Annotated in this window: 1 protein-coding gene and 1 pseudogene; one reads left to right on the top strand and one right to left on the bottom strand. The window is 47.7% G+C overall.

The features are described 5' to 3' along the window. Window positions 1-259, top strand: a pseudogene (locus AC1DUO_RS25230) (shikimate dehydrogenase); the annotation flags it as partial. A 51-nt stretch (window positions 260-310) separates the two neighbouring features. Here AC1DUO_RS25230 and AC1DUO_RS25225 read toward each other — a convergent pair. Next, window positions 311-853, bottom strand: a complete 543-nt coding sequence (locus AC1DUO_RS25225) for a gamma carbonic anhydrase family protein (RefSeq protein WP_477989425.1) — start codon at window positions 851-853, stop codon at window positions 311-313. Window positions 854-1181: the final 328 nt, after the last annotated feature.

The following is a 1181-nucleotide window of genomic DNA, read 5'->3' as shown; positions in this document are numbered from 1 at the left end:
TACTGCATCGGGTATTAAAGGTCAGATCCCAGAGATCCCCGAAAGTGTGCTGACGACGCAGACCCGCGTCTACGACATGTTTTATCAGTCGGGTTTAACGCCTTTTATCACCTGGGCGAAAAATAATGGGGTAACTCATTATGCAGACGGGCTGGGGATGCTGGTGGGGCAGGCAGCGCACGCTTTTTATCTGTGGCATGGGGTGATGCCCCAAATAGAACCAGTGCTTGAGGAGCTAAAGAAAGACTTGCTGGGGTGATTGTGAAATGCCTGAACAATCAGATTTATTACTGTTCAGGCAGTACGCTTCTTATTGCTCCTGTGAAAGATAGAGATCTTTCCATGTCACATAATTATTAGAAGAGTRTGTCAGTCCTGCGAGTTCATCAGAAGTCAGTTCTCGTATCTGCTTAACAGGACTTCCTAAATAGAGGTAGCCACTTTCGAGTGTTTTCCCAGGTGGAACCAGACTGCCTGCGCCAATCATGACATCGTCTTCGACGATAGCCCCGTCCAGCAGTATTGATCCCATTCCGACCAAAACTCTGTTTCCGATCGTGCAACCATGCAGCATCGCCTTATGCCCGACAGTGACGTCTTCCCCAATAATAAGAGGGTGCCCCTCGGGATTATGTCGTGACTGATGAGTCACATGGAGCACACTTCCATCCTGCACATTAGTCCGACAGCCGATAACCACATTATTGACATCACCACGTATTACAACCAGTGGCCAGATACTGACGTCATCAGCCAGATCCACATCGCCAATCACCACGCTTGAGGGATCCACCATCACTCTTTCACCCAATGTTGGTGTTAATCCCTGATAAGAACGTAAAGTCTGAGACATCTGAAGTACCCCGTAAGTGAGTATTAATCTTGGCAATATAGTTCGGGTCGGGGGAAATACCAATTGAGGGGCGATAAGATCGGCGTTAAAAACAGCAGATCGGGTGAGATCTCTGCGAAGGGGTCGAAAAACACGCAGTCGATCCTTTTATTGGAAAAAAGGCTTGTGCAAAAAATTCGGATCCCTATAATGCCGCTCCATCGACAGGGAACAACGTGAACAACATCACGAAGTGACCGGGTCGGAAAGATTAAAAACAGCGGCAACCGGATAAAATAAACGGTTGACACTGAATGAGGAAAGCGTAATATACGCCACCTCGAGTTAG

This window comes from Rahnella sp. P4_A8 (assembly GCF_056402435.1).
The sequence above is the reverse complement of the archived record's forward strand: the minus strand, read 5'-3'. Positions and strand labels throughout refer to the sequence as shown.